We start from the raw sequence: 6,668 nt of genomic DNA on the forward strand, positions 1-6,668 counted from the left end.
AATTAATATCAGTTAATACAAAAAAGCAAGTTGAGCGTACAAATGCTCAACTTGCTTTTTAAATAGTGTGAACATCAATTTTAATTTCCAAAAATATTGATAAAGCCCATGACGATTGGTACGCCAGCTAGGTCAATTAAGAAGGCACCAACAATTGGCACGACTAAATAGGATTTAGGTGAACTTCCATATTTCTTAGTGATAACATCTAGGTTGGCCATTGCATTTGGTGTGGCACCTAAACCATGACCAATAAAACCACCGGCCATGACTGCAGCATCATAGTCCTTACCAAGCACTCTAAATAAAATAAAGAATGCAAATAATGAAATAAATACCACTTGGACTAAGACGATGGCGATAAGTGGTAATGCGAGAGAATATACTTGCGTAAGTTGAATACTCATCAATGCTAATGATAAGAATAATCCTAATGCCACATCACCAATTTGGTCATTGAGTTTTAAATCAATGAGTTGTAGGTTTGCATATTCTGATATATTACGAATTGCTACGGCTACAAACATAGAACCGACATACATAGGTAAACTTTGACCAGTTAAATTTGAAAATTGATCGCCTATCCAAGTTCCTACAGACATACAAACTGCAATAATGGTTAATTGAATAAAGAATACTTGCGTTGGTTCGTATTTGCCGTGTAGGACTTCATTTGATTCAACTTTACTATAATCTTTAAACGTATCGTCACTATTTTCTGGTTTTAAATTATAGCGTTTAATAAGTGCTTTTACTAAAGGTCCACCTACTAATCCGCCAAATACTAAACCTAAAGTTGCTGCAGCAAGTGCTGCTGTAACAGCTGAATCGATATTAAAACTTTCTTCTAATGTTTTACCATAAGCGGCAGCATTGCCATGCCCACCTTCCATTGACATTGAACCTGCAGTTAAACCTAATAATGGTTTAATATGTAATACTTTAGCTAATGAGATACCAATAAAGTTTTGGCATATTGCTAGAAAAGCACAGCATACAAAATATAATATTAATACTTTTCCACCAATTTTAAATAATTTGAATGATGCACCTAAGCCAATGGTAGTAAAGAACACCATCATGAAGAAATCTTGAATAAAGCTAGCATCTAATTTAATTTGAATAATATTGAATGTATCTAAGATCGCAACTAGAATTGCAAATAATAAGCCTCCTATTACGGGAGGTGGTATACAAATTCTTTGTAAAAATGAAACGTGTTTGACGATAAATTCACCTAATAAAAATAACAGACAGGCGAGACATAATGTTGTGACTGCATCTAATTCCATTTTTATAGCCCCCTTAAGAAACGATTTAAAAAATAAATAGCACTTGATGTAAGCGCTATAAATCCCCATATATAACATTATACATATAAAAAATATAGATTTCTAGGATATTAATTATGATTTTTGTATAATAAGAACTTTTAATAAGTTTAAAAAAGTATAAAAAAATAATCCTAATATTAATTTTTAAAGTGATTACAATTAATATTGTTTTGTAAAAAATGCTCTAGAATCTGACGTACAAGTCACATTTCTAGAGCAAAAATAACGCGTATTAGCTTTCATTTATTTCCAAGTTTCATCGGGGTTGGAACAGTCTGATTTACGCATATGCGAAACGAAAGGATTGCCTTTGACGGTGTATCGTAATGGTTTAGTTGTCCAATCACCTTTATTGGGTATGCCAATTCGAGCACTTTCCACAATGTCTCTTGGGTATTTACGATGTTTCGTATCTATAGATAAACGACAATCATTCAATGTGGCACCATCAATTGCCCTAGGGATATTAAAGGCCTTTGTCCATTTACCTGGACCATTCGTTAAGTCATATCCTGATTTATTACGATTCTGCTTCATCGCTTCAATGCCGTCTAAAGGTTCAATAGCACGAATCAATACACCTTCAGGGACACCTTCATTTCGTGTTACGAAGTTTATCAATAAGTGCGTATGCATCACATGTCCATAAATGGTACCACCTTTTTTGTAGAGTGATGTTACTTTCGGTGTTTGTTTCCCGCCAAACCCGTGAGCAGCACGATCTGAAAATCCTAAATAAGCCTCAGTTTCGACTATATAGCCACTATACATTTGAAATTCGTCTTGATAGATGACTTTGACACCGAGTAACGCTTTAGCAGTTTCTATCGTCGGTTTTGATACAAAATCCACAAATTTACCTTCTTTCTTGTAATAATGAATGCATGTATATCATAAATCTAAAGTTTTGACTGGTATAACACAATGACAATATATTATGATAGCCATTATAATTGAAGTGAACGAATAATGAAATGACTTAATATATGTCATATATAATTGACTATTAGCCTGTTAAATCGTTATGATGATGAATATGGGATGTTGAAAGAAGTGTGGAACAATGAATAAAGTGAAAGTATATCGAGGTGTAAAGAAAATCTCTCAACTAGAACTTGCACGTTCGGTTGGTGTATCACGTCAAACCATCAATATGATAGAGAATGACAAATATAATCCGTCATTAAAATTATGTATTAATATCGCTAAAACACTAGAAGTGACTTTAAATGATTTATTCTGGGAGGATGAAGAAGATTGAAGATAATGACGCTTTGAAAGAACAAAACATAACATTGAAAGCAAAACTCGGCATTGTAAGCTTAAATTTCTTATGCGCTATCGCTATATTCGCAATGTTTAATGATTTGCAACGTGAGTATCTTTCGCCAATTTTTATAGGTAGTATCTGTCTTTTAATCGTTATCGTGTGTAAATTAACGATTCATTCAGAAACCGTAGATGACATTCATATTTATGTACATGATTTTAGTGACAAATCAAAACTGAATCATTATTCCAAATTAAAAAGAATTATTTATCTCACCGTATGGATAATATATTTAATTGTTGTCGCTAATATTGTAACGCCGAACCTTAATCATACGAATCATTATGAGTGGGTATTTAAACCAAGTTGGCTAATCATTGGTGTCGGTGTCATAGTTGCATTTTGTATGTTTGATGATAAACGTATTAAATATACAGATATGAACACACCAAACTTAGAGAATCGTGGCGCTACACCACGAGGCATATTAAATTTAATCCCCAATTATAGATATGCTGATGAACAACAAAAAATTATCATATTAAATGTCTATGCGACAAATTTTAATTGGATAATGATTGGATTAAGCATTGTGAGTGTGATAGATGTCATTATTGAATTCGCCATGCATCAATTCCCTTTAGTCGCTATCATAGCACTCATATATAGTGTCATTCTATTGCTTATTGTCAAAGTTAAGACGAAGCACTTATGTAAGTTGCATGATGAATAAAATAGTCATTAAACGCTATCTATTAAATTTCTAATAGATAGCGTTTTCATTTTTTAATTTATATAAAATCTATGGAATATTAATAAAAAAAGTGTAACAATATGTATGTGGAAAAGTCAGTGCTTAAAATTTAAATAGATAAAGGTATGATTGGATTGATACAATGAGGCTAACTTTAGTAATCGTTGGAGGTCATTTCTATGCTTTATTCAATCTTTATCTTTTTATTAGCAGGTCTCTGTGAAATTGGTGGTGGCTATCTAATTTGGTTGTGGTTAAGGGAAGGACAATCAAGTTGGTTGGGATTTATTGGTGGCGTTATATTAATGATGTATGGTGTCATTGCAACATTCCAGTCGTTTCCAACTTTCGGTCGTGTTTATGCTGCTTATGGTGGCGTGTTTATTGTAATGAGCTTAATATGGGCATACATTGTCGATAAACAAGCACCTGATAAGTATGATCTAATTGGGGCATGCATCTGTATAATCGGTGTATGCGTTATGATATTACCGAACAGAACCTGATTAAGCGTGTTTAAGAGGGAGACGTAAGTAATGATAGTTGAAGTAGAAAAGCAAAGACATGGTATTGACTTAATCAAAATTGATAACGATGAAACGAATATTGTATTCACCAACTTTGGTGCGCGCGTCGTTTCGTGGAAATACCATGATAACAACATCGTTTTAGGCAATAAAGTTGAAGCGGATGAATTTTATCCATCTAATCCTTTTCATTTTGGTGCTACAATTGGTCGCTATGCAGGTCGTATTGGTAATGCCAGTTTTAATTTAAATGGTGAAGCATATCAACTTGAAGCTAATAATAACCTGCATCACCTTCATGGTGGCAGTAATGGTTTAGATCAAAGACTTTTTAATTACGACATCCAAGATAACATTACTAATATAAAGATTACCTTTACTGTTCAACTTAAGTCTATGGAAGATGGGTACCCAGGAGATATGTTTATTAAAGTGATTCATACATATGATGTAGAACACCGATGGACAGTAGAATATGAAGCACAATCGAATCAAGATACACTATTTAATCCAACGAATCACGTCTATTTCAATTTAAATAGAGATAACAATGTTATAGATAATCATAAGATTAAGAGTGAACAATTAAATATGTATCCAGTTGACAGTCATAATTTAATTACAAGCACAAGTCCAATTGATTTAGTAACAATATTTAAATCAAATTGCATTTCGTTTAGTGATATTTTTAACTCAGACAATGCCCAATTGAAAGAACAGGTTGGTGCAAGAAATGGGTTGGATCATCCATTTGATGTTGGAAACAAGCAATTTTTCATTGAGAATGATGAGTTCTTATTAGATGTTACTACAACAATGCCGAATGTCGTCATCTTTACGTTTAATGATACGACAAGTTGGGATAGTGATTTTAATATTTATAAAGCACACTCAGGTGTATCTCTAGAAACGCAATTTTTACCTAATGATATTAATGTGTATGGTAATAAAGCACAATCTATTTTAAAAGCGAATGACACATTTTACGCTAAGACAATGTATCACGTAGCAGAAAAATAATATAAAAATAGTAAGGGACAGAGGAAGAAATAAATTTTGTGAAAATCGTATTTCTTCCTCTGTCCCTTAATAGTCATTTATGATGTTGTTTTAAGTGCGTGTTGATATAGCTTTTGCAATTTAGCTATACGAGTTTCACTTAAATATGGGTTTTGTAACGCATAACGCAATCGATTGACGTTTTTGCGGTCGTTATAATAAATTTCATTCAGTTCTTGTACAGAGAGTCGTGTTGTTTCATCTGCTAAATGGATTAATTTTAAATCATCATCTTGGTCTACATAGCCTTCTTGTATGACTCGAAAGTAAAAGCCAGTTTTGCCACTCGAAGTCATTCGTTTAACTAAATCTGTAATGCCATACTTAGTTTGAATCTTCCAACATGGTTCTCTAATTTCGGATACCTCAATCACTGCTTCACCTAATTGATATTGATTTCCAAAATAGACATCTGCTTCATCTAAGTCTTCTACAGTTAAATTTTCACCAAACATTGCATAATCTGGAACTGTGTTCAACGCATGTTTGTACATGTTATAATGCGATTTGCTAAAGCAACATACTGCTTTATGAGGCCCCCCATGGTCTTTGTACGCTTGTTCATCTTCGGCAAAGCCAGTTTTGGATAACCACATCTTTCCTGAAAAAGGTGACTTGTTTAAAGCTGATCGCATTTCTCTTTTTTGACCGTAATCTAATTGTTCAATTTTGCCTACTGAAATTGCATAGACTGAAATCATTATCTTTCCCCCCAGATAAAGTTAATAAGCAAAATTTTACTATATTCACAATTAAAAGATAAGAAAAATGATAAAAGAATTTCTCATATTGAACTAGGTATTTGTTTCAACGTCATGTAAAATAATAGTTGAGTATAATTGAAAAGGGGTCACAGTTAAGATGAAAGATGCTAAAGAACTTAAATTCATGACAGTAGATGATGCTGTAGCTCAAATTAAAGACAATATGATACTAGGCATTGGTACGGGGAGCACAATAGAATTGCTTATCCCAAAGATTGCTGAAAGAATTCATAATGAACAATTAAATATTACTGGTGTGTGTACCTCTAATAAAAGTGCATTAATTGCGAAGAAGTTAGATATTCATATTGTTGATATCAATGATGTTGATCACGTTGACTTGGCTATAGATGGCGCTGATGAAGTTGATCCTAACCTTAATTTAATTAAAGGTGGTGGCGGTGCCTTATTTCGTGAAAAAGTAATTGATGAAATGGCGCATCGATTTGTTGTTTTAGCGGATGAAAGCAAACTCGTTAATTATTTAGGTAAAGGTTTTAAACTACCAGTCGAAGTAGATAAATTTAATTGGTTACATATTGCTAAAAAAATTGAAATGTATGAAGATGTCGTGACAGAGCGCCGTATGAGTGATGATGTACCATTTATTACTGATAATGGGAATTATATTTTAGACTGTCAATTAAATAAACAGATTGATCCATTTACATTTCATGATTATTTAATTCATTTAACTGGCGTCTTGGAAACAGGATATTTTTTAAATATTACTGATCAAGTGATTGTTGGTACACAAGATGGGGTTAAAATTATAAATAAAACGAGTTTAAACGAATAATAAGGGAGTGGGACAGAATTCGGTTCTACGCAAACATCGGTTGATAAATAAAAAAATTATTTAATTAAAATAAGATTAAGCGACAAGGTGGAAATCAGACTTTTTTAGTCTTGGTTTCCTTTTTGTTTTTTTAAATATTCGTTCTTTGACTATTATACGAC

8 protein-coding genes are annotated in these 6,668 nt (G+C 32.7%); 5 read left to right on the plus strand and 3 right to left on the minus strand.

Going from position 1 to position 6,668, the window contains the following annotated elements; genetic code table 11:
- Positions 1 to 80: 80 nt before the first annotated feature.
- Positions 81 to 1,292 (minus strand): sodium/glutamate symporter, encoded by a 1,212-nt coding sequence (gene gltS, locus KA858_RS04505; RefSeq protein ID WP_053028631.1) that lies wholly within the window; start codon positions 1,290 to 1,292, stop codon positions 81 to 83.
- Between the two features lie 285 nt (positions 1,293 to 1,577).
- Positions 1,578 to 2,186 carry a DNA-3-methyladenine glycosylase gene (locus KA858_RS04510; RefSeq protein WP_210135126.1) on the minus strand — a complete coding sequence of 203 codons (609 nt, stop codon included), beginning with the start codon at positions 2,184 to 2,186 and terminating at the stop codon, positions 1,578 to 1,580.
- Between the two features lie 211 nt (positions 2,187 to 2,397).
- On the opposite strand from KA858_RS04510, the gene KA858_RS04515 reads away from it, so the two are divergent.
- The 4 genes from KA858_RS04515 to KA858_RS04530 all read left to right on the plus strand — a co-directional run bounded on the left by KA858_RS04515 (position 2,398) and on the right by KA858_RS04530 (position 4,905).
- Positions 2,398 to 2,595 (plus strand): helix-turn-helix transcriptional regulator, encoded by a 198-nt coding sequence (locus KA858_RS04515; protein WP_075108061.1) that lies wholly within the window; start codon positions 2,398 to 2,400, stop codon positions 2,593 to 2,595.
- Complete coding sequence (locus KA858_RS04520; protein ID WP_210135127.1) at positions 2,582 to 3,337, plus strand: hypothetical protein; 756 nt, start codon at positions 2,582 to 2,584, stop codon at positions 3,335 to 3,337. The genes KA858_RS04515 and KA858_RS04520 overlap by 14 nt, the downstream gene beginning before the upstream one ends.
- A gap of 200 nt (positions 3,338 to 3,537) precedes the next feature.
- Complete coding sequence (locus KA858_RS04525) at positions 3,538 to 3,864, plus strand: YnfA family protein (protein WP_053028628.1); 327 nt, start codon at positions 3,538 to 3,540, stop codon at positions 3,862 to 3,864.
- A 30-nt stretch (positions 3,865 to 3,894) separates the two neighbouring features.
- A complete protein-coding gene (locus KA858_RS04530) occupies positions 3,895 to 4,905 on the plus strand; it encodes an aldose epimerase family protein (RefSeq protein WP_107628991.1) in 1,011 nt (336 codons plus the stop codon).
- A gap of 77 nt (positions 4,906 to 4,982) precedes the next feature.
- Here KA858_RS04530 and KA858_RS04535 read toward each other — a convergent pair whose 3' ends face one another.
- Positions 4,983 to 5,645, minus strand: a complete 663-nt coding sequence (locus KA858_RS04535; protein WP_210135128.1) for an MOSC domain-containing protein — start codon at positions 5,643 to 5,645, stop codon at positions 4,983 to 4,985.
- Positions 5,646 to 5,805: 160 nt separating this feature from the next.
- Here KA858_RS04535 and KA858_RS04540 point away from each other — a divergent pair, with 160 nt between their 5' ends.
- Positions 5,806 to 6,507 (plus strand): ribose 5-phosphate isomerase A, encoded by a 702-nt coding sequence (locus KA858_RS04540; protein ID WP_210135129.1) that lies wholly within the window; start codon positions 5,806 to 5,808, stop codon positions 6,505 to 6,507.
- Positions 6,508 to 6,668 lie beyond the last annotated feature (161 nt).

The sequence above is a fragment of the Staphylococcus sp. GDX8P80P genome (assembly GCF_017893095.1).
Lineage (GTDB): Bacteria > Bacillota > Bacilli > Staphylococcales > Staphylococcaceae > Staphylococcus > Staphylococcus borealis.

Bases quoted from the DNA above. Each gene is read 5' to 3' on its own strand.
- gltS (WP_053028631.1), bottom strand. From the start codon at position 1,292: ATGGAATTAGATGCAGTCACAACATTATGTCTCGCCTGTCTGTTATTT.
- KA858_RS04515 (WP_075108061.1), top strand. From the start codon at position 2,398: ATGAATAAAGTGAAAGTATATCGAGGTGTAAAGAAAATCTCTCAACTA.
- KA858_RS04520 (WP_210135127.1), top strand. From the start codon at position 2,582: ATGAAGAAGATTGAAGATAATGACGCTTTGAAAGAACAAAACATAACA.
- KA858_RS04525 (WP_053028628.1), top strand. From the start codon at position 3,538: ATGCTTTATTCAATCTTTATCTTTTTATTAGCAGGTCTCTGTGAAATT.
- KA858_RS04530 (WP_107628991.1), top strand. From the start codon at position 3,895: ATGATAGTTGAAGTAGAAAAGCAAAGACATGGTATTGACTTAATCAAA.
- KA858_RS04535 (WP_210135128.1), bottom strand. From the start codon at position 5,645: ATGATTTCAGTCTATGCAATTTCAGTAGGCAAAATTGAACAATTAGAT.
- KA858_RS04540 (WP_210135129.1), top strand. From the start codon at position 5,806: ATGAAAGATGCTAAAGAACTTAAATTCATGACAGTAGATGATGCTGTA.